Source organism: Sulfobacillus sp. TH-112 (assembly GCF_057473405.1).
The window spans coordinates 15,296-36,172 of the sequence record NZ_JBYCKN010000119.1 but is presented as its reverse complement, the minus strand read 5'-3'; the positions used below and the strand labels follow the sequence as shown (position 1 = coordinate 36,172).

Below are 20,877 nucleotides of genomic sequence, written 5' to 3'. Positions count from 1 at the left end.
GAACCTATCGGATATTTTGTATTGGATTTGCCCCCGGATTTCCGTTAGCCGGAGCCTTACCGCAGTCGTTGTGGCTTCCCCGGCGTAGCCGCCCTCGGACCCAAGTCTATCCTGGCGCCGTAGCTATTGCGGGATCACAAACCGGCATCTATCCTACTGCAAGCCCGGGCGGGTGGCATTTAATCGGGAGAACGCGGGTGCCGCTATTTAATTGGGGTACGGTTCCACCCATACCCTATCAAGCAGGAGATGCGCTGCGCTTTCGTCCTATCGATAGCGAAGAGGATGCGTTCATTGCAAAAGAGTGTCGCCAGGGACGATTCTCCCTGAAAGAGTGGACGCCATGACGACGTTCCGCATCATTCATCCAGGACTATTCACAACCATTCAAGATGGCGGTAGAACGGGATTTGAACATTGGGGTATTACCGTAGGCGGTGCGGTAGACGACTATGCCTTTCACTGGGCAAACTGGCTCTTAGAGAATCCCCTCGAGGCCTCGGTGGTGGAGGTAACGGCGCTGGGACCGCGGTTTGAGGTGGTTGAGGCTGGTGAGATGTCATTGACCGGGGCGGACTTTAACGTCCATGTGGATGGGGAGGCGTGGCATCCCGGCGAAGCACGCCGGATGGAGGTGGGTCAGATCGTCCGATTTGGCACTCGCCGCCAAGGCCTTCGCGCCTATCTTGGTTTTCCCGGAGGTGTGGTTGGGGACAGGATTTTAGGAAGCGTGTCCACTGATGTGGTGGCCGGCATTGGCGGATTGGGAGGTCGGGCACTTCGCCCGGGGGATGTTATCACGTCGACTCAGGATTCAGCCAACGGGAGACGGACCTTACACCCGACCGCCATTTTCAGTCGCAATGTTCGCGTGGTACGAGGAATGAGAGAGGAGCTATTTTCCCCCAAAGCGTATGCGCGACTGCTGTCGGGGATATTTTTTGTGGATAAGGATTCCAATGCCATAGGACTTCGACTCTCGGGCGTAGTCATCGACAACGCTAGTGGAACGCTTTATTCAGAAGGACTCCCAATTGGCACCATTGAGTGTCTTCCCACCGGGGAGCTCCTGGTGTTGATGAAATATCGGGGAAGTATTGGGGGATACCCCGCTCTAGCGCATGTGATTCAAGCGGATTGGCCGCGATTGGCTCAATGGACACCGGGGATGGAAGTGCGCTTTGAGGAGGTATCGTCGGATGCCGCTCGTGACATTTACCGAGCCCAATCCGGCTCGTTTGGTAATTTTTTTGATGAAAGGCTCACCGCGGTGTCTAGTCCCTTCGCCGGCCGGTTACTGGAGAGGGACCAATTGGGGAGATTGTTACCGTTAGATGGCGAGTGGGTGGTGAAGGGTGAGCTGATCGGCGTGCTAGAAGTGATGGGGGAGATCATCGCGCTGAGGGCACCACATGAAGGCACCTTAAGGCGCTTGGTCGATCTACAGCAATCGGTGGGTCCAGGGCAAACGGTTTTTCAGATTAAGGGGGGCATCGGACATGCGAATGATTGATTTGAACTGTGACATGGGAGAATCGTTTGGTGCGTGGAAAATGGGGGATGATGAAGCGATTTTGCCCTTCATTTCGTCCGCCAATGTGGCTTGCGGATTTCACGGGGGTGATCCGAGAACGATGGATCGCACGGTTGCGCTGGCCAAGCACCAGGGAGTAGGTGTCGGGGCTCATCCGTCGTTTCCCGATTTGGTCGGCTTTGGCCGCCGCAACATGCAAATGAGTTACCACGATGTTTTAACCGACATCCTCTATCAAATTGGGGCACTGTCGGCGTTTTGTCATCAGCACGATGTGGTGCTTCAACATGTGAAGCCCCATGGCCAATTGAATAATATGGCCATGCACAGTGAGGAGATGGCCGCGGCGATCGTGGACGGCGTATTGGCCTTTGACTCGGGTCTCATTCTCATAACCTATGGAGGGGCGCTCGAAGCTGTGGCTACTCGCCGTGGCCTCACCGTGGCTCGTGAGGCCTATGCCGATCGAGCGTATCATCAAGATGGCCGTTTGGTGTCCCGGTCCACTCCAGGAGCGGTGATAACCAGTCTCAATCAAGTGGTCGACCGTGCCATCCGTATGGTGGTCGACGGAACTATCGAAACCGTCGAGGGAGAAGTTCTGACTGTGCGTCCCGATACCATCTGCATCCATGGAGATACCCCCGGGGCACGTCAACTGGCCGAGGCGGTGCGAGATGGCCTAGAACGGCACCAGATTCTGGTGCGGCCCTTAAAAGCGGTGATTGACGCTCGTATCTCGAGCCCGGGATAGTGCGGTGCTGGGTGAGTCGAATCCCTACGGACGGCTCGCTATCGGGAGCGGAGCCGATTGCCGGACGGTGAAGAGAAATTATGGAGTTGCCAGAGGACAGCTCCCAGAAATCCGACCGCCCAGACCAATACAATAGTCCCGAGAAATTGATGTAGGGAAAAGTGTTGGCTGATGAGAAGAAGAATGCTATATCCACCCAAACCGAGAATGCGCACAACCGCGACCATACGACTCCGGATCACGGAAGGCCATTTGTCCGTTTTAAAGGTATCCTCGGCCAAATAGCTCATCGACGTGAAGGCGCTGAGTGTAAATAGGATAGGCCAAAATGCCGGATGAGTAGGAAACGCGATGCGCTGTAACGCCAGTGCCGACAGTAGTGCTGCGCCATAGCCTAAGAGTAGGATGCGTTTTGCCGATAGTCGCACCAGCCAGCGAGCGAGGAGTCCGACTAGGACTGAGGTGACGGTGGACACGAGAAAAAACTGTTGGAAGTGGCGAGGGAAGAATTCGCTGCCATAGGCAAAGGTGAGGAGGGAGAATCCTGACGTATTAGAAAATGAGAACAATACCGCGACGAAAATCCTGCGGCGATAATCCGGCGGCCAGGGGATGGCTTTTCGCCGAGATTGACTTTCGATCCATCGAGTCGATTCGCGAACACCTCTGCGCAGAGCCATCGACAATGCAGCAAGAACGATGGGAGTACCGGCCATGGCTTCTCGAAGCACGCGGGTGCCAAAAATGTTAGCGAGGGTGGCTAACGCCGCCAGCCCCAGCCCTCCCAAATTGACAAAGTTTAATTCGGCGTACATCGCCTGCCGTTGATGCGCTTGAGGGACCAGTTCTTGACTATATGTCAGTATGGTGTTGCTCTCTATTCCGGCGGTGATCATCAAAAGGCTGGTAGCGGGTAGCGTGAATGCCAATGTTGGTCCCAGCAACAGTAAGGATGCTCCGACGATATAACCTAATGGGCCCCAAGCGAGAAGCTTCTTGCGCCCCAAATGGTCGGCGGTCCAACCTCCCCCTGCGATACCCACGCAGAGCCATAGCGGGGCCCATAAGAGCAGTAGCGTCGTACTCCAGGATCGGCGCGGGATCCACTCTAAAGCCACCGCTGCCACCCCATAAACATAGGCATTTTCGAAGAGCCCTAGCGACAAGGCCCAAGCGATGCGTGTTCTCCAAAACGATTGCATGGCTGTAGCCTTTGGCAGAGGCGACACTTTCATGCGAGTGAAATGGCATCGGTTGGATAAAATATTCCGGGCGAGGGGGAGGTAGTGTGGCGGAAAAAGAGGTCTCCGATGTCTTGAATGATGCTCCGTTAGGGCTATTTCATTTGCGGGCGGTCATTATCGCCGGAACAGGGTTTTTTACTGACGCATACGATTTATTCATTATCGGAGCGGCGCTGGTCTTGATTAAACAGCAGTGGCATCCGTCGACGCTACAAATTGGTCTTGTGGGTTCCATTGCGCTACTGGCAGCATTTGTGGGAGCACTGGTTTTTGGGAGGCTGGCTGACCTGTGGGGGAGAAAGAAAATTTACGGTGTTGAGGCACTCATTATGGCGATCGGGGCCATTTTGTCAGCGTTCTCGCCCAATCTGTGGTGGTTGCTCGCCGCACGATTTATTATGGGCATTGGAATAGGCGGAGACTACCCTGTCAGCGCTGTTTTGATGAGTGAATATGCCAATGTGCGCGATCGAGGCAAATTGGTGGCCCTGGTGTTTTCGATGCAAGCTTTAGGGTTGGTCGCAGGACCCGTGGTGGCGATGACACTAATGGCATCGGGTCTGAATTCCGGGATGTCATGGCGGCTTATGCTGGGTCTGGGGGCATTGCCGGCTCTAGCCGTGATTTATCTTCGTCGTCGGATGCCAGAATCCCCTCGCTATCTAGCGGAAGTGGAGGGCAATTCCGAAGGGGCCGTACAGCAGTTAGCCGAAATCGCCGGAGCGAGTGCCGCTTGGAGCACCCCGTCCCAGGAGAGGCCATCGAGACCCAAGGTCAGGGAGTTGTGGACAAATCCGAAAATGATTCGCCTGGTCGTGGGCACTGCGGGAAGTTGGTTTCTCTTCGACTATGCGTATTATGGTAACTCAATCTCTCTGCCTATGGTATTAAAGGGAATTTCTCCCCACGCCACCTCAATTGCCACCATGGCATGGTCGCTGATTATTTTTGCACTGTTCGCGGCCCCCGGTTACGTCGCGTCCTTTTTGCGCATCGACCAAATGGGACATCGACGACTTCAGGTATTGGGGTTTTCGGTGATGACCGCGGCATTTTTCTTCATCGGGATATGGCATAACATCGGACGGCATATTGCCATATTTATTAGCGTCTTTGGCATTAGTTACTTTTTTGCCGAATTTGGACCTAACACCACCACCTTCGTGATTTCCTCAGAAGTCTTTCCCACCTCGCTTAGAACCACGGGTCATGGACTGGCGGCAGGTATCGCTAAATTAGGCGCCTTTACCGGGGTGTTTGTCTTCCCAATACTTTCTGGATTGTTAGGAGTCAGTGGGACCTTGCTACTGACGGCCATTTTTTCTTTTGTTGGTGGGTTGGTTACTTTGCTCTTACCTGAGCCGAGTGGACGAACGTTGGAGGATCTCTCGCACGAGGCGGTGTCCTCGCTGGTACCGGCTGTGCCGCGTCGGCCATTGCCATGAAGAAGAGAAAAGTCCTCAGGTGAAACCGTAGAGTTTGTGATTTAATGAAAGAAGAAAGTGAGGCGTAACATAATGCCAGTAGACGACTCAAAAAATCCGGAAAGTCAGAAACCGCCCATTGTTCCGATGATCATCGTGGGATTTTTACTCGCGATTGCCGTGTTGGGGTATTTTTTTCGCTAGTTCGTCGAGGTCATGGCTTGAGTTCTCAGGAATCCTGCACGCGGCATGACATCTGGGTGTATCCTCCGCGGGGTTCCTAAAAGCAGCATCGGGACGGGTGACGATGCGCTCTATGTCTCGCCGCGGTAAGGTCTTCTTGTTGGGTACGATGGTCCAGTCCCCCTGTTGACCGGGACGGTGCACCATAGCATCGTCTAACCGCAACCGGTCGTGATTGGGCTCGGCAATCCTCAAGTGCGTCGAACAGTATCCTTGCTTAGTCGTAAGCCCCACCAGGTTGTAGATAGCGAAGGATGCATACACGGTGGGACTCGTGCTGCTGGTCTTGGTGTACCCCAAGTCGAAGAGACAGGCGCCATATACGAACCAACCGTCACGCATTTCATAACCCAACACCAAGCGTAGGATCCATAACGTAAAAATTTTCCCAAGCGGCACCACCATCCCTAGCAATATGAGCCCCAACACTGGTGGTTAGCATGTGTTGTGATCTGGCGGGGGAGGTATTGGCGCTCACTGACGTTGTCATCGTGGACGGACTTCCGTGTCATCGGGTCTGCTTGCTTGACGCGCCAGACGTCAAGACCAGGTCATTCCAAGGCTGGAACTGGCTCATTAAGGGCTCGCCTGTGCTATCACAAGCGAATGCTGGGGAAGGCCCAGGAATTCTTCGATGGGCAGTTGAGTGGCAATTAGCTAAACCACCGACCACACGAGTTCGTCATCATAACACCAGCGGTTCCATGCGGCTGATGAGGGAGACCACTCTGCCACGGAGGCACAGTCCATTAATTCTTGGGGAGTTCTTGGACAGCTGTCCCTTCGCCAATTGGAGTGATGAACACTAGCGGTAATTCAATGGCGGTGCCCGGTAAATCTGTCGTTTTTGGTCCGCATTGTGAACGTCGTACGAGGGCACCGTTTCAGGTGAGGCGTGATGCGAGTGGTGTCGAATCCTTAACCGGAATCCTTCCCAAAATTTTCGCTATTCTGTCCCTACCGTCTCTGATAGGGATGGAATATGGAGCAGGAGGAAATTTCGTGAGACTATGGTGGACATTGTGGAGCGGGCGGGTGGCCGCATTCTTGGGCCGCGAAGAGGGAAACGTCTTCATCGAAAACGGGATATGGATCATTGTCGTGGTGCTGGCGATGATTTTGCCCATCGAATCGTTAAGAAACGCCTTAATCAACGCCTTTGGCCAAATTACTCAAAATCTCAGTACCATTCAGTAGCGGGTAACGCATATATTGAACTACTCTTGGTGCTTCCGGTCTTGGTGGTGGTTTTTCTCGGTCTGGCGACGGTAGCCAGTCTCTTCATGGGCAATGTGGCGGTATCGCAGGCGGCAGAGCAGGGCGTCCTAGCGTGGTCGACCGGCGACAGCACCAGCGCCGTGGGACAGGTAGTGAACACAGCATTGGCGCAACAGGGATATCGCGGTACGGCGCCCACAACCACTTTTGTCGCGAGCGGCAATATGAAGACCCTTACCGTCAGTGTGCCCATGAAAGTCTTGAATTTGGGGACCTTGAGTACCGTTTCATCGTCCCGATCCATCACGACGGTGGCGCCGCAAAGTGTCTCTCCGTCGCCTGCTCCGGCACCCACTTCTGGAGGAGGAGGTGGCAGTCATCAGGGCGGCGGAGGAACCGTGTATCATCATTTCCCAATGTGGTAATGTGACGTTGATGGGTCTCGGACTGGTGGTCATTGGATGCTTGATGGCGGGGATTATCGTCGCCTTAGGACAGGTGTGGATGCAGCAATCGCGGATACAGGATGCGGTGCAAAATGCTGTGATAGAGGAAAATGCGTCTGGCCAGAACATCTCGCAAGAGAGCTTTGTGACCGTGGTCGAAGAAAACAGTGAGGCATCGTCGGTGGAGGTTCTCGAATGGGATGCCACCAGTACCACGATTCACTCGGTGCAAATAGGAGTTCCGTTATCGCTATGGTTTTGGCCTTCTTGGATGGGAGGGGCGCCGAAAGAGGTGATCTCAGTATCGGCATAACTCAGGAGATCCCTGAGTTATGCCCTTGTTAGCGTCTGAAGTGCAGAGAAAAAGGTGGGCCAATGAGTTAAGTGGGGCAAGGCCATCCCGGCTCCCGAAAGGCTCAGTTCGGAGAGACTGTGGTGGCCTGTGCTCACTCCCAGAGAAAGAAACCCATTAGCATGTGCCGCTTTGATATCCTTAGGCGTATCGCCGATGACAATGATTGGGCAACCGGAATCCCTAAAAGGTTGTGCGGCCCTATCGATGATGTCTTCGCGGGTTGCATTGGGCACGGAAAATCCTCCGCTCGGGAAGTACGGAGCCAGGCCGGCTGTCTCTAGCTTGGCATAGGCGGCAGATCGTATATTTCCGGTACCTAGGACAAGAGTCCATCCACTCGCGCTTAAATACGCTATGAGGTCGATTACGCCCGGCAGTGCTGTCAACGGATCTTGTTGGAGCCTATTTCGCAATCGGGACACATACCGCTCAAAAAATTCTTTCGATGGCGTGACATTATAGCGGTTCAGTGCGTCTTCCACCAAAGCGTGGTCGGTTGCACCCGAAAAAGTCATCGCAGCAAACGCGTCGTCTAGCCCATAGAGTTCCGCCGCCGTTTCAGTGAGTGCGTCGCGTCCCACACCGCGGGGAGCTAACAGCGTACCGTCAATATCCCAGACTAATATCGGTCGACAGGTCCTAGAGAAGAGCGGCACTGTCTTGATCCAAAAACCACACCACGTGCTCGGCATGCGCGGAAAGCCAAGCGGCTGGAAGAGGAGAATCGGTTTTGGTCAGACATGTTTTGACTGCCTGTGCTTTGGCTTCGCCTGTGACTAAGAAAGCCACCTGGCGCGCATGAGATAGCAGTGGCAAGGTCAGGGTGTAGCGAGGGACTTGTGCTCCGGGTCCATAAGCCACCCAGTCACGGGATTGAATCTGTGGTGAATCCGGAAAGACCGACGCCGTATGCCCATCTGCGCCCATGCCTTGCATCGCTAAATCTAATTGCGGAAACCCTTGCTCTTTAGGAAGTAAATCGAGAGCTTGCCGATAGGACGATAAGGATTCCGGAGTCTGGGCCACCGTATGCCAAGGAAAATAGCGGTGAGGTCGGGTTGCGATGCGATGTAGCAAGGTAGATTGGATCATATGGGCATTACTCAAAGGATCGCTGGGATAGACATCGCGTTCGTCCACGACATATAGACGGGTGTGATCCCAGGGCATCAGTTCCGGATGTTCACCTAAGTAGGCGTATAGGTCACGAGGGGTGGTACCACCGGATATGGCACAGGAAAAAAGATCATGGTCTCGACTCGCACTCTGAGCGAGATCTTGTAACCACAATGACACGTCATGGATAAGTTGCTCGTGCGATGCGAACACTTGAATCTCGGGTTTGGCCATTACGAATCCTTCCTTTCCAGTAATACGCGTCGTATCGTGTCTCGGTATAAAGCATCGGACCCAGAGTTCAATAACAGGGAGAGGTTGCTGATGGGCCCTTCCGCGGACCTAGACGCATGCCAGTCGCGCTGCACACGGTCTTTAATCACCAAATGCGCCGCTCGCTCTTGATGGGTTTCGGTCAGTACCAGCCGGGCATCGTTGCGGGTAAACTGCCAAACGGGATGATCCTCATGATGATATTCCACCGGAATCGTGGACCGATCGCGGAAAGGCGGTAATCCTAATTCCCAATGGAGGCGTCCAGATAACCACAGCCATGTCGTCGCACAAGGCCAAGGGTCCTCTATTGGCCCGGTGACCAGAATGTGGTCAGGATGCTTGAGGATCTCCAGCGCTCGGTCATCATCCGCCGCTTGCGCGAGCAATAGACGGACCGGTTCACTGCGCATCCAGTCGAGGTCACGGACCTCAAGACCATAGGTCATAGCCGCTTCTATTAGGCGGTGCCAGGTGGGGAGCGAGAACGCTCCGCTGTCGATAATAAGAGACTGAAAAGCGGTTTTTACCAAATCCCAACGAAACCGCTCCGGTGGTGGGCCATTAGTCCACCACAAGTAAGACGGTAAATTAGAACGAATTAAAGGCTGAAGCCAGTCAATCCAGTAGGTGGCCGCCGGTCCATGTAAGGTCATCGAGACGCACTCAGAAATCAGTATGGGTGGTCTAGCCGAATGAGTGGACTCATTTACCGTAGCGTGAAGGTCGATGTCGATCCCTTCCGAGTCCGGATCCGAAGAGGAAGAGACCAGAAGGATTCGAGCAGGATGACGTTCAGCCAATCGCTGCGCGACCGCTTGCCAATAACCTTGGTCGCCATCTTTCACTACCAAAGTTAACGTCATGACGGTGGCACTGAGCGGGGTGCGGCCGTCGAGCGCACCAGAAATCACGCCCGGCAGAGTGTGTATGACTTCAGGTCCATGCATTTGGTGCTTGGACCAATGAATGGTTTGACGGCTCAATGTTGCCTCCTCCTATGGCCTACGCCACTTAAATCCATCTCGTTGAATCAACATTTCGGCTTCTTCCGGACCCCATGATCCCGCTTCATAAGTGGCGAGAGGGCCTTTGGCCCGCTGCCATCCCCGTAAAATCGAGGAGACCAGCGACCAGGCGGACTCTACTTCATCCTTACGGGTAAAGAGGGTGGAATCGCCAATCATGGCATCAAGTAGGAGACGTTCATAGGCTTCCGGAGGCGTGCCAGCGAATGAGGTTCCGTAAAGGAATTCCATATTGACGGTGCGCACACGGATCTCCTGTCCAGGCACCTTGGCCCCGAAACGGAGGGAAATCCCTTCATCAGGCTGTATTTTCAGCGTCAGCAAGTTGGGTGAAAGTTCCGGGGTTTCCGTCTGGCTAAAAAAGCGATGCGGAGCGGTCTTGAACTGGATAGCAATTTCTGTGGCTCGTTTGGCCAGCCGTTTGCCAGTGCGCAGATAGAATGGCACGCCCGCCCAGCGCCAATTATCGATAAGTAGTCTCAAGGCGACGTAGGAGTCGGTTCGACTATCAGAAGCAATGTCTGGTTCGTCGAGATAGCCCGGGACCAGTTCGCCGTCAATGGATCCCTTCTCATACTGAGCTCGGACGGTGAAGTCCGCCACGTCACGGGTAGAAAAGGGACGAATGGAGCGCAGTACTTTGACCTTTTCGTCACGGACTGCATCGGCTTCAAAAGCCACGGGGGGCTCCATGGCGATGAGTGAGACCAGCTGTAGCATGTGATTTTGAATCATATCGCGAATCGCTCCCGCGTTATCATAGTAGCTGCCGCGGCCTGCGACACCTAACGACTCAGCGACGGTAATCTGCACATTATCAATATATTGACGTGTCCAGAGAGGTTCAAAAATGCCATTGGCAAAGCGAAACACCAGAATATTTTGCACCGTCTCCTTGCCTAAATAGTGATCAATACGATAGATTTGCGATTCCTCAAACACCTGATGGAGATCATTGTTGAGCGCTACGGCAGAGTCTAAGTCATGGCCAAAAGGCTTTTCCACGATCATGCGTACCCAGTTCTCGCTACTATCAGTGGGTTGTGACAGTTCCGCGGCGCCCAATTGTGCTGCAATGACCGGATAGGCCGAAGGAGGCGTAGCGAGATAGAATAAATAGTTTTGCGGAAACTTCTGTTGGGGATCTTGGAGAAGCTTTTTCAATGTCGCATATTGGCTGGGATCGTCAAAATCGGCTGTGAGATATGAGGTGTTTTGCATGAGGCTCTCCAGCACCGCCGGCTCAGGTTCGCGGCGTGAATATTTTTTGATATCCGCACCGACCTCGGTGCGGAATTCGTCATCAGTGTATGGTCTACGCGCCACCCCGACAATGCGGCAATCACTAGGAAGCCAGTGATCGACCATTAAATTGTACAACGCCGGGAAGAGCTTACGGTGAGCTAAGTCTCCGGCAGCGCCAAAAATCACAAAGGTAAAAGGCTGGGGGCGGCGGTGTTGCGCCAGCCCCTCCTTAAGCGGGTTCTCTGTCACGATGGCAAGACTCCTTCGTCAAATGATTTTATTCGTTGTGAATGGCATGGCCACCAAACTCATTGCGTAAGGCGGCAATCACCTTAGCAGAATAGGACTCGTCTTGACGAGACGCCAGACGGGCAAGAAGAGATAGGGTGATGACAGGAGCGGGGACATTTTCCCGAATCGCTTCCTCCACCGTCCACCGTCCTTCACCCGAATCGTCTACGTATCCACGCACATGGTCCAGTTGCGGATTCTCTTTATAGGCGTCCGCGAGAAGATCGAGTAGCCAACTTCGCACCACGCTGCCGTGGCGCCAAACTTCGGAAATAGCCGCTAAGTCCAGAGGAAACTCCGAAGCTTTAAGGATTTCGAAGCCTTCTCCATAAGCTTGGAGGAGACCATATTCAATGCCATTATGGACCATCTTGACAAAGTGACCCGATCCCACCGGACCGGTGTGTATGAATCCATCTTCCGGCGCGAGGTCGCGGAAAATCGGTTCGGCCGTATGGACCGCGCTATCCGATCCTCCGACCATGAGACAGTAGCCATTCTTTAAACCCCAAACTCCGCCACTGGTGCCAGCATCAATGAATTCGACCTGGTGTTCTTGGGCTAATTCTGCATGTCGCATGGAGTCGCGGAAGTTGGAATTACCACCATCAATCAGGATATCTCCCGGTGAAAGCTCTTGGACGAGAGTGGATAGGGTCTCTTCGGTGATCTTGCCACTAGGGACCATGACCCAGACAACTCGCGGTGCGTCCAAGTGCGCTACGACCTCCTGAAGAGAATCCACTGCGGTAGCACCGAGTTTTGCGAGTCGGTCACGAGCCTCTTGACTGGGGTCATAGACGACCACATCATGTTGATGCTCCATGAGCCGTTGAGCCATGTTTCCTCCCATGCGTCCGAGTCCGATCATTGCGAGTTTCAAAACAACACCTCCTATAAATTATCAAACAGTGTGCATGGTCCCCGATTTAGACAAGAGACGTGATATCTTGAACCGCACCCACTTGATCTTCGGGGACCAAAATGCGAATTACGGTCCGACCATGGCTCACCAGCGACTTAAAGTCCCCCAAGGCTTGAGCATGCATCAGTGTCATAAAATCGTAGCCATCTCCGGGAACAATCAGCTGAGGGCCGGTGGACGCCACAAGTTGAATAAAGAGTCCTGACGCCGGGCCTCCCTTGTGCAACTGCCCGGTACTGTGCAGGAATCGAGGACCATACCCCAAGGTAGTGGGAGCGCCGACAGCTTCGGTGATGCGTTGCCTCATCGCATGGAGCACTGAATCAAGCTCGGGGCTTGGATTCAAATAGGCCATGACGGCAACATAAGTCGAGGTGGTGCTGAGCTTCAGTAACTGCTTTAATGCTTCAGGGAGGGACTGCGCCTGAATTTGAGACGATGCGGTCCATTGCAGGTGCCCCGACGTGTTGAGCGATTCCTTCGGTAGGTGACCTCCATCCAATTGACTCAAAATTTCTTTAGTGTTGTCTTTACTTTCTTGTACGTTGGGCTGGTCAAAGGCATCAATGTGAAGGACTGCTCCAGCGATCGCGGTGGCAATTTCCCAGCGATAAAATTCCTCGGCAATCTGATAGGGATCCTGAATGGTGTAAGTGATCACCGGATGTCCGGCGTTCTTTAAAGCATCCACACCGAGCAATGGGGCTTGGTCCTTCCATTGATAAATGACAAAAACACGGTCCGAGCTATAGGAATTGGGTGCATAGGCGGGCTCATGGGCAATGGGAATAAGGCCAGTCCCTAATTTACCGGTCGATTCGGCCAAGAGTTGTTCGAGCCAATCGCCAAGATGGGAAATTTCATTAGGCATGACCAAGGTGACTTTGTCTCGTCCTGCTTTCGCCAACGCGCCCAGAGCGGCTCCCAATAATACTCCCGGATTTTCCGCCGAGGTGGGCTCGGTTGAGGCATTGGCCATGGCTTCAGCATGGCGCAGCAGCGACCCGACATTCAATCCATAGAGGGTGGCAGGTACCATGCCGAACCAGGATAGCGCCGAATAGCGGCCTCCAATATCCGCGGGATTGAGAAAGATGTGCCGGAACCCTTTCTTTTCCGCTTCACGATGCATGAGGGTGTCCGGATCGGTGATGGCAATGAAATGTGACGCTGGGTCGATGCCCTTAGCACTGAGCACGGCCCAGAAATAATGATAAAACGCGTTGGGCTCAGTCGTGGTACCGGATTTACTGGCGACAATGAAGAGGGTATGGTCCAGCGGCAAATGATTTTTGAGGGTCTCAATGGCACTGGCATTGGTAGTGTCGAGTACATGAAGGTTGAGTCCGGGAGTGCCTTTGGAGAAGCTATGAATCAATACATCGGAGACCAGACTACTACCGCCCATGCCTAAAATCACGGCATCGGTAAAGCCGTCAAGGACAGCCTCGTTAAAAAAACGCTGTAAGTTGGGAACATCCTCGAGTACTTGTGTCGCGACATCCATCCATCCTAAGGCGTGGGTAATGATTTTTTGATGGGCTTCTTCCTCTGACCATAGCGTCGCATCGTGTTCTTGTAGTCGCGGAACAGCGCGATCCCGATCGAGGGCGTCGAGCGTACCTTGATAGCCTTGTTGATATTGTCCTAGGACGAAGTGGCCCATGGTGATGTCATGCGGATGATTCTTTTTCTCCAAACTCTCACGCAGCGTGACAAAGGACTGGTGAAAGCTTTTCACGCCTTCCTGTAAGAGTTGGGCGGTCACCTCCGACATCGAAATGTGGTGGGACTCTAATTTATCAAGAATCCGCTGGGCAGCATCAACGTCGCTGTCAATGGTTCGTGCTGCCTTTCCATGGTCCATAATGGCGTCGACGGTTGCGGGTGGCAGAGTGTCGACGGTGTCTGGACCGATTAGCGATTCCACATATAAGAGGTCCGGGTAGTCTGGGTTTTTGGTGCTGGTAGACGCCCACAGCGGTCGCTGTACCATCGCCCCTTTTTCTTTGAGTTTGGCAAAACGCTCAGCACCAAATTTTTGCACAAACAGTTGGTAAGCGAGTTTGGCATTGGCGATGGCAGCCTGGCCCTTCAGATCTTTGGGCAGGTTCTTTTCGTCAATTAAGCGGTCGACGAGGGTATCCACGCGACTGACGAAAAAGCTGGCCACCGAGGCAATGCGGTCAATGGGTAGCCCACGTTGCACGCGCTCTTCTAGCCCGGAGAGATAGGCTTCAATGACGTCGGAATACGCGGTCAAGCTAAAAATCAGGGTCACGTTGACATTGAGCCCATCGCTAATCAACTGACGGATGGCCGGAATTCCTTCACGCGTCGCAGGAACCTTGATCATAATGTTAGGGCGACTGAGAGCTGTAAAGAGGCGGTGTGCCTCGTCGATGGTGGCTTGCGTGTCTTCGGCGAGGGTTGGGGGAACCTCGATGCTGATATAACCATCCGCTCCGTGGGTGGTGTCATACACAGGACGCAATAAGTCGGCTCCCCGCCCAATGTCGTCGATAACCAGCGCGTCGTACAGTTGGTCGACCGTTAAGTTTTGCGGAGCGAGATGGCGGATCGCCCGATCATAATCCTTCGAGCCATCAATGGCCTTTTCGAAAATGGTGGGGTTCGACGTAATGCCGGTAATGCCTTCGGCAATGAGTGTGGCTAATTCGCCTGAGTCGATCAACCCCCGTCGGATATTGTCATACCAGAGGCTCTGCCCTTGTTCATGAATCTTTCGTATTGGATTCACCAATGCACCTCCTAGATTAGTGTAAATACTGCCGAGCTACTTCCACGATGTGCTCCGCGGTAAAGCCAAAGTGCTTAAAGAGTTCCTCTGCTGGAGCCGAAGCGCCGAAGTGATTTAATCCAATAATGGTGCCATGATCGCCCACATATTTGTCCCATCCCATGGGTGAAGCCGCTTCAATGGCTATTCGGGCACGCGGTTCTCCCAAGACACTGGCGCGATACTCGTCATCTTGGCTATCAAAGAGCTCCCAACAAGGGAATGACACCACGCGTAGCGGTACACCCTCTTGCTCCAAAGTATGAGCGGCTTTCATCGCCAGTCCAACCTCAGACCCCGACGCCATCAGCACCAATTGGGGATTACTGCTGGTCTCATAGACCGTATAGGCACCTCGTTGTAATCCCTCTGCTTTATCGGAAGGCAGTGCCGGTACTTTCTGTCGGGTGAGGGCAAGCGCCACCGGATGGCGAGTGGAGTGCAGCGCCACCTTCCATGCTTCACGGGTCTCATTCGGGTCTGCCGGACGAATTACATAAAGCCCAGGTATGGCACGCAGTGCCGCTAATTGCTCAATTGGCTGATGTGTTGGGCCATCTTCTCCAAGGCCAATGGAATCATGAGTAAAGACATAGATGGCTGGGAGATGCATAAGGCTCGCCAAGCGAATGGACGGGCGCATATAGTCTGAAAAGATGAGGAAGGTGCCCGCATAGACACGTAAACCGCCATGCAGCAACATGCCGTTCATGATGGCGCCCATGCCGTGTTCCCTCACGCCGAAGTGAAAATTGCGGCCGGACACATCGTCGCTCGAGAAGTCGCCACCGTCTTTGATGTGGGTGTTGTTCGACGGAGCTAAGTCGGCTGAACCTCCCACCAGGGTGGGCCAGTGCGGAGCGATTTGGTTAATGACGGCACCCGATGCAGCCCGGGTCGCCAGACCCTCCCCGTCTTGCCACTGTGGCAAGGTATCGAAGGCGGCTTGCGGCGCCTCGCCGGACAGGGCGAGTTCAAATTCCTTGGCCAAGTCGGGATAGCTCTTTCGATATTCATCGAAAAGATGAGACCACTCAGATTGCCATTCGGTGCCATTGGGAACCGCCTCCCGAAAGTGGGAGAGAGCTTCGTCAGGAACATAAAATGTTTTATCCGTAGGCCACCCATAAAATTCTTTGGTGAGGCGGGTTTCATCGGGACCGAGTGCCTCACCATGCGCCTTGGGAGTGTCCTGACGGTTGGGACTGCCGTAACCGATTTTGGTTCGCACGGCAATAATGGAGGGACGTTCATCTTGCTGCGCACGTTGGATCGCCTCGGCGATCGCCTGAATGTCATTGCCATCGTTGACACGTTCGGTGTGCCAGTGGTAAGCCGAGAATCGGGTCAGTACATCTTCTTGAAATGCAATATCGGTGTGCCCTTCGATCGAGACGTGGTTATCGTCATAGAGATAAATGAGCTTGGAGAGCTTGAGCGTGCCTGCGAGCGATGCGGCCTCCGATGCCACGCCCTCCATTAAATCTCCATCAGAGACAATCGCATATGTATAGTGGTCTACGATGGGAAAATCGGGCCGATTATACCGTGCTGCCAACCATTCCTCGGCGATGGCCATACCGACTGCGGAAGAAAATCCCTGTCCCAACGGGCCGGTCGTCATTTCTACTCCCGGAGTGAGGCCATACTCAGGGTGACCGGGCGTTTTCGAGTTCCACTGTCGAAACCGTTTGAGTTCGTCCAACGGTAAGTCATAACCGGTGAGGTACAAGAGTGAATATAACAACATGGATCCGTGACCTGCTGAAAGAACAAAACGATCGCGATTGGGCCATGCAGGATCGTGGGGATTATGTTTCAAAAACTTTGTCCAAAGCGTATAAGCCATGGGAGATGCACCAAGAGGAAGACCTGGATGCCCCGAATTGGCTGCTTCAACACCATCAATGGCAAGCATGCGAATACTATTAATGGATAATTGGTCAAGATTTGTCTGCGCCATACCTGACTAACCTCCTAAGTGGGTCGAGCGGATAGTTGACCCAGCGGATTCGATTCCTTAGGGTTATTGTAGTGAACCTGCTTCATACTGGCAACGACAGCCAGTGATTGGTTTGCATTACGAGGAGGTATGGGGATGGCGCAATTCTTAGCAATTGACGTGGGCGGCACAAAAATCGCCATGGGGATAGGAAACGGTCACGGTAAGTTTCAGGCCACTGCCACGTTGCCGACCGATCCGGCGTGGACTCCAGACGAAGTATTGAAGAATATTGCCGATGTGGCACATACGTTGGAAGAAAAATCCGGTACCAAGCTAGCGGCGCTAGAGGGTGCGGGATTGGGCTCGCCTGGTCCATTGGACGGATCGGTGTTGCTGGACACCTCGAATTTGCATGGGTGGAAGGGATTGGATTGGGCGGCCGGCTTGAAATCCACTCTGGGCCTTCCGGTGTCGGTGCAAAATGACGCTACCGCAGCCGGACTCGGGGAGTGGGTCTATGGGAGCGGTCGCGGCACACAGAACTGTATCTACGTGACCGTCTCAACCGGGATCGGAGCCGGGATTATAGTGGATGGGGAGCTCTATTCGGGATCGAGGGGCAATGCCGGAGAGTTTGGTCACATCGTGATGAATCCTCATGGCGTGGCCTGTCCCGCTGGCCATCGTGGTTGTCTTGAAAGTATGGCCTCAGGAACCGCCATCGCTAGACAGGGTCGGGAGCGGCAAGAAGAGAGCGATAGCTTACGAGGCAAGTTGTCCATTGATACCAAAGACGTATTTGACGGTTATGCGCAAAAGGATACGGTATGCCTTGAGATCATTGATGGCGCCGCCGACGCGCTGGGGCTGGGACTGTCGTATTTAATAAATTTGTTCAATCCGGACAAAATCGTGTTGGGTGGTGGTGTAGCGACTCATGTGCCGGATAGTTATCGCGAGCGCGTGTGGCAGGCCACCAAGCACTATGCACTGCCAGCACTGTTCTCGGTGGCATCGCTCGTGCCAGCCGAATTAGGTGAGGACTCGGGTCTTATGGGGGCGCTTGCGGTCGCGGTAAAAACCTTTTCGCGGGTTTGATCCCGGAGTGTATCTTTTGTTAGGGATTGTACCTAAACTTACAATGAACGTTGACACTATTTTTACATATCGCATATAATTTAACTGATTCGTGTGAGGTAGTAGCGGAAAACCTGACGAGATTTTAGCTGATGTGGGAGGGACGTTTGTGAAGGTAGACGATGTTCTGCGTTTGATTAAGGAAAAAAATATTGAGATGGTAGATTTTCACATTATCGACGTGCCGGGGCGATGGCAACATGTGACGCTTCCAGTATCCGAGATTGATCAAGAGACATTGTCTCATGGAATTCCTTTTGATGGGTCTAGTATTCGTGGTTTTCGCGGAATCGAAGAAAGCGACATGATTATGGTGCCTGACCCGGAAACAGCAGTCGTTGATACATTTCATAACGTGCCTACGCTGAGCATCATTTGTGATGTGACCGATCCAGATGGCGTGCCTTATCAACGGGATCCTCGCCGCGTAGCGCGCAATGCAGAAGAATATCTCAAGTCTACAGGGATTGCCGACACCTCATTCTGGGGTCCGGAATTAGAGTTTTTCCTCTTTGATTCGGTGCGGTTCTTAAACTCTGGCCATGAATCCTTTTATCAGGTGGATTCTTCGGAAGGCCATTGGAACTCCGGAAAAGAAGGCGGCTTGGGCCTTACCATCCGCCCCAAAGAGGGGTATTTTCCGCCGAGTCCGGTAGACCAAACCCATCATGTGCGGACCGCCATGGTGAAAGCGTTACAGGAGTTCGGCATACGTGTCGAAATGCATCACCATGAAGTGGCGAGCGGAGGGCAAGGGGAGATTGACTTGCGGTTTAACACCTTGGTTCGCCAAGCCGACACGGTCATGATGTATAAATATGTGTTGAATAACGTGGCTTATCAACACGGCAAAGCCGTGACCTTTATGCCAAAGCCAATTTATGGTGACAATGGCAACGGCATGCATGTGCATCAATCGTTGTGGAAAGACGGCAAGCCGTTATTCTACGAGGAGTCAGGGTATGCACACCTATCGGACCTGGCGTTGCACTATATCGGAGGCGTTTTGCACCATGCTCCAGCCTTATTGGCGCTCACCAATCCGTCAACCAATTCCTATCGCCGCTTAGTACCGGGTTATGAGGCGCCGGTCAACATTGTCTTTTCTCATGGCAATCGATCAGCAGCCGTGCGGATTCCGAAGACCAAGACCCCTCAGGCAAGCCGCGTGGAATTCCGCACCCCCGACGCGACGTCAAATCCGTATTTAGCTTTCGCAGCGATTTTAATGGCCGGGCTGGATGGGATTAAAAACAAAATGGATCCGCGTCAGTTGGGATACGGACCGCTCGATCGAAACATCTACGCCTTGAGTCCAGAAGAACTTGGTGAGATCAAGAGTGTGCCGGGATCGCTGGGAGAAGCGCTAGATAATTTGAGCAATGACTACCAGTGGCTCTTGGAGGGCGACGTGTTTACGGAGGATTTGGTGCAAACTTGGATTGAGTTCAAACGTAAGAATGAGGTAGATGTGGTGAATCTGCGTCCGCATCCGATGGAGTTTGAACTGTATTTTAATAGCTAAAAGTGTTGAATCTCGATAGCGTTTTCGGTATAATAGGTTAGTCGGCGCCGGAGTGGCGGAATAGGCAGACGCGCGCGACTCAAAATCGCGTGAGGTTACCCCTCGTGCCGGTTCAAGTCCGGCCTTCGGCACCAAAAGATTAGCGGCCTCTATGTCAGAGGCCGCTTTGTTGTCTAGAGGAGGCGACGATAGATGGACTCGGGTTTGACCGTAGAACAGCAAAAGCTCTTAGCCAACGAACTACGCCAAAAAATCTTACACACCATTGCTGGTGAGGCAAAAACGGCTAAACAGGTGGCGGTGATATTGGGCGCCTCGGTGGGTAATGCCCATTACCATTTGCAACGGTTAGTGGAAGGAGAACTGGTGGCGGTAGATGAAACGGATGACGAAAAGCGCTATCGTGCACTACAGAGCCCATCCCTTGAACCTTTGTCCCATGCAGGGGAAGAATGGTTATCTCTTGAAGAGACCTTGTGGCTCTCTATTGCCGAGACGGGTCAACTCGTCAACGAACTACGTGCGCTGTTCTATCGTTGGCAGGGAGAGTTTCAGCAGCCCAAGGGTCGTTCTCAACCATTGACCGTGTCCATTAATCTTAAACGGCGGCCTACCAATTAAACTGTTCGGCAATTTCAAGCAGAATGTTGTTAAAGTGCTCGGGTTGTTCCAGCATCATCATATGCCCGGCGTCCTTGATGGTGTAGTATGGCGCTCCGGGCCATGAGGCGAGAAATGTTTGGGTGAGAGAGGATGGCGTCATCCGATCATCGGCACCGGTGATGATCACTTTTGGACCAGAAATTAACGGTAGTTGCGCGCGGACATCAAAAAAGGTGCACGCTAGAAATTCGTGATAGGCACGATCGGTATCAATCTGGCTGGCTTGTTGCACGCTGTTTTGCAGAAGGTTCTCCTCTGGATTTTTGGACAACGACAACTTGACGATGCGTTGAAGCGCTGCCTGTGGATCAGCGCGCAAAGCATCAATGAGAGCGGGATTGACCGGGAGATGGGGACCGGTGCCGACCAGCACCAGCCCTTCCACCATATGGGGCGCCCTAAGCGCCATCAATTGGGCAATGGCGCCGCCCATAGAGTGGCCGACAATCACTGACGGTTGCTTGAGATCGCGAAGACACCACTCGGTGAGTTGCGCCAAGAGGTCTTGGGCGTCGGTATCCGGAAAATGTGGCAGTTCAGCGCGAGTGACCGAGGGCAGAACTTTTAATTGGCGTGACCAGGTGAGACGGCTTGAGGCGGCGCCATGAATGAGGTACCAGTGCGACATGAGAATACTCTATCTCCTTTAGATGCTTGTCCCCAATGCTAGGAATTTGCTAACATAGACTATATCATTTAAGGAGACCTCGC

At 53.3% G+C, this 20,877-nt stretch carries 20 protein-coding genes and 1 tRNA gene; 11 read left to right on the top strand and 10 right to left on the bottom strand.

The features are described from left to right. The 3 genes from ACOJWD_RS08225 to ACOJWD_RS08215 form a co-directional block, all read left to right on the top strand. A partial coding sequence (locus ACOJWD_RS08225; protein WP_486992742.1) for a 5-oxoprolinase subunit B family protein occupies positions 1-347 on the top strand: 347 nt, incomplete at its 5' end. Then, a complete protein-coding gene (locus ACOJWD_RS08220) occupies positions 344-1,513 on the top strand; it encodes a biotin/lipoyl-containing protein (RefSeq protein ID WP_486992741.1) in 1,170 nt (389 codons plus the stop codon). The genes ACOJWD_RS08225 and ACOJWD_RS08220, both read left to right, overlap by 4 nt. Next, the gene (locus tag ACOJWD_RS08215) at positions 1,500-2,288 is read left to right on the top strand and encodes a LamB/YcsF family protein (protein ID WP_486992740.1); all 789 of its coding nucleotides are present in this window, start codon (positions 1,500-1,502) and stop codon (positions 2,286-2,288) included. The genes ACOJWD_RS08220 and ACOJWD_RS08215 overlap by 14 nt, the downstream gene beginning before the upstream one ends. A gap of 38 nt (positions 2,289-2,326) precedes the next feature. Here the strand turns inward: ACOJWD_RS08215 and ACOJWD_RS08210 are convergent, their stop codons facing one another. After that, complete coding sequence (locus ACOJWD_RS08210) at positions 2,327-3,490, bottom strand: MFS transporter (RefSeq protein ID WP_486992739.1); 1,164 nt, start codon at positions 3,488-3,490, stop codon at positions 2,327-2,329. 86 nt (positions 3,491-3,576) lie between these two features. On the opposite strand from ACOJWD_RS08210, the gene ACOJWD_RS08205 reads away from it, so the two are divergent. After that, positions 3,577-4,977, top strand: coding sequence for an MFS transporter (locus ACOJWD_RS08205; RefSeq protein WP_486992738.1), 1,401 nt, complete (start codon positions 3,577-3,579; stop codon positions 4,975-4,977). Between the two features lie 144 nt (positions 4,978-5,121). Here ACOJWD_RS08205 and ACOJWD_RS08200 read toward each other — a convergent pair whose 3' ends face one another. Next, the gene (locus ACOJWD_RS08200; protein WP_486992737.1) at positions 5,122-5,613 is read right to left on the bottom strand and encodes a hypothetical protein; all 492 of its coding nucleotides are present in this window, start codon (positions 5,611-5,613) and stop codon (positions 5,122-5,124) included. Positions 5,614-6,201: 588 nt separating this feature from the next. On the opposite strand from ACOJWD_RS08200, the gene ACOJWD_RS08195 reads away from it, so the two are divergent. Genes ACOJWD_RS08195 through ACOJWD_RS08185 form a run of 3 tightly spaced genes read left to right on the top strand, consistent with a single transcriptional unit; the run spans position 6,202 to position 7,176 of the window. Then, positions 6,202-6,396 carry a hypothetical protein gene (locus tag ACOJWD_RS08195; RefSeq protein ID WP_486992736.1) on the top strand — a complete coding sequence of 65 codons (195 nt, stop codon included), beginning with the start codon at positions 6,202-6,204 and terminating at the stop codon, positions 6,394-6,396. 41 nt (positions 6,397-6,437) lie between these two features. After that, positions 6,438-6,842 carry a hypothetical protein gene (locus ACOJWD_RS08190; protein WP_486992735.1) on the top strand — a complete coding sequence of 135 codons (405 nt, stop codon included), beginning with the start codon at positions 6,438-6,440 and terminating at the stop codon, positions 6,840-6,842. Beyond that, positions 6,787-7,176, top strand: coding sequence for a pilus assembly protein TadG-related protein (locus ACOJWD_RS08185; protein WP_486992734.1), 390 nt, complete (start codon positions 6,787-6,789; stop codon positions 7,174-7,176). Before ACOJWD_RS08190 ends, ACOJWD_RS08185 begins: the two co-directional genes overlap by 56 nt. Positions 7,177-7,193: 17 nt before the next feature. Here ACOJWD_RS08185 and ACOJWD_RS08180 read toward each other — a convergent pair whose 3' ends face one another. From ACOJWD_RS08180 to tkt, 7 genes are read right to left on the bottom strand one after another with little or no spacing between them, the layout of a single operon-like run. Further along, complete coding sequence (locus ACOJWD_RS08180; RefSeq protein ID WP_486992733.1) at positions 7,194-7,874, bottom strand: HAD family hydrolase; 681 nt, start codon at positions 7,872-7,874, stop codon at positions 7,194-7,196. Then, positions 7,858-8,568 carry a 6-phosphogluconolactonase gene (gene pgl, locus ACOJWD_RS08175; protein WP_486992732.1) on the bottom strand — a complete coding sequence of 237 codons (711 nt, stop codon included), beginning with the start codon at positions 8,566-8,568 and terminating at the stop codon, positions 7,858-7,860. Before pgl ends, ACOJWD_RS08180 begins: the two co-directional genes overlap by 17 nt. Further along, positions 8,568-9,593, bottom strand: coding sequence for a glucose-6-phosphate dehydrogenase assembly protein OpcA (locus tag ACOJWD_RS08170; RefSeq protein WP_486992731.1), 1,026 nt, complete (start codon positions 9,591-9,593; stop codon positions 8,568-8,570). Before ACOJWD_RS08170 ends, pgl begins: the two co-directional genes overlap by 1 nt. A gap of 12 nt (positions 9,594-9,605) precedes the next feature. Continuing rightward, entirely contained in the window at positions 9,606-11,129 is a 1,524-nt protein-coding gene (gene zwf, locus ACOJWD_RS08165) for a glucose-6-phosphate dehydrogenase (protein ID WP_486992730.1), read from the bottom strand. Between the two features lie 28 nt (positions 11,130-11,157). After that, on the bottom strand, positions 11,158-12,054 hold the full coding sequence (gene gnd / locus ACOJWD_RS08160) for a phosphogluconate dehydrogenase (NAD(+)-dependent, decarboxylating) (RefSeq protein ID WP_486992729.1): 897 nt from the start codon (positions 12,052-12,054) through the stop codon (positions 11,158-11,160). Between the two features lie 46 nt (positions 12,055-12,100). Next, on the bottom strand, positions 12,101-14,857 hold the full coding sequence (locus ACOJWD_RS08155) for a bifunctional transaldolase/phosoglucose isomerase (RefSeq protein ID WP_486992728.1): 2,757 nt from the start codon (positions 14,855-14,857) through the stop codon (positions 12,101-12,103). A 16-nt stretch (positions 14,858-14,873) separates the two neighbouring features. Next, positions 14,874-16,859: a transketolase gene (gene tkt, locus ACOJWD_RS08150; protein ID WP_486992727.1), complete on the bottom strand. Its 1,986-nt coding sequence runs from the start codon at positions 16,857-16,859 to the stop codon at positions 14,874-14,876. Between the two features lie 135 nt (positions 16,860-16,994). Here tkt and ACOJWD_RS08145 point away from each other — a divergent pair, with 135 nt between their 5' ends. The 4 genes from ACOJWD_RS08145 to ACOJWD_RS08130 all read left to right on the top strand — a co-directional run bounded on the left by ACOJWD_RS08145 (position 16,995) and on the right by ACOJWD_RS08130 (position 20,124). After that, complete coding sequence (locus ACOJWD_RS08145) at positions 16,995-17,939, top strand: ROK family protein (RefSeq protein ID WP_486992726.1); 945 nt, start codon at positions 16,995-16,997, stop codon at positions 17,937-17,939. Positions 17,940-18,087: 148 nt separating this feature from the next. Next, the gene (glnA, locus tag ACOJWD_RS08140; protein ID WP_486992725.1) at positions 18,088-19,503 is read left to right on the top strand and encodes a type I glutamate--ammonia ligase; all 1,416 of its coding nucleotides are present in this window, start codon (positions 18,088-18,090) and stop codon (positions 19,501-19,503) included. Positions 19,504-19,549: 46 nt separating this feature from the next. Next, a tRNA-Leu gene (locus ACOJWD_RS08135) sits at positions 19,550-19,637 on the top strand. Between the two features lie 58 nt (positions 19,638-19,695). Then, positions 19,696-20,124: a helix-turn-helix domain-containing protein gene (locus ACOJWD_RS08130; RefSeq protein ID WP_486992724.1), complete on the top strand. Its 429-nt coding sequence runs from the start codon at positions 19,696-19,698 to the stop codon at positions 20,122-20,124. Here the strand turns inward: ACOJWD_RS08130 and ACOJWD_RS08125 are convergent. Further along, positions 20,114-20,794 (bottom strand): alpha/beta fold hydrolase, encoded by a 681-nt coding sequence (locus ACOJWD_RS08125; RefSeq protein WP_486992723.1) that lies wholly within the window; start codon positions 20,792-20,794, stop codon positions 20,114-20,116. The two genes, ACOJWD_RS08130 and ACOJWD_RS08125, sit on opposite strands and share 11 nt — an antisense overlap. Positions 20,795-20,877 lie beyond the last annotated feature (83 nt).